Annotated in this window: 1 protein-coding gene; it reads right to left on the bottom strand. The window is 77.7% G+C overall.

Going from position 1 to position 484, the window contains the following annotated elements; genetic code table 11:
• A partial coding sequence (locus HO151_RS05855) for a condensation domain-containing protein (RefSeq protein WP_173895033.1) occupies nt 1-484 on the bottom strand: 484 nt, incomplete at both ends.

The raw sequence follows: 484 nt of genomic DNA, 5'->3' as shown, positions 1-484 counted from the left end.
CCCAGTGCCGCAGCGGCACCGACTTCGCGGGCAGCGCCGCCTGTCCGTCCCGGCCCTCCCGGCGGGCTCGGTAGGCGCGGTCCAGGTCCTCCAGGAGCACGCGCCAGGACACCCCGTCGACGACCAGGTGGTGGACGGCCAGGTGCAGTACGCGGGAGCGGCCGGGGCCGCGGTCGTGCAGCACGGCGCGCAGCAGCGGGCCGCGGCCCAGGTCGAAGGCGCCGTGGTGGGGTGTGTCGGTGTCCGGTCCGGCGTGGCGGGCCAGGCGGACGCGGGGTGTGCGGTCCTCAATGGTCCAAAGGGGGCCCGGCTGCGTGCGGGTGCCGGGAACGCCCGCGGCCTCACCGGCCTCTTCGCCGATCCCCTCGCCGGTCTCCCCGGCGCGCGTCCCGGTGTCCGGTCCGGTGTCCGTCCCGGCGTCCGTCCCGGTGTCCGGTCCGGTGTCCGTCCCGGTGTCCCTCCCGGCGTCCGTCCCGGTGTCCGT

It is taken from the genome of Streptomyces sp. 8P21H-1 (genome assembly GCF_013302945.1).
Note: the sequence above shows the minus strand (reverse complement) of the source record. Positions and strands in the feature narration are given on the sequence as shown.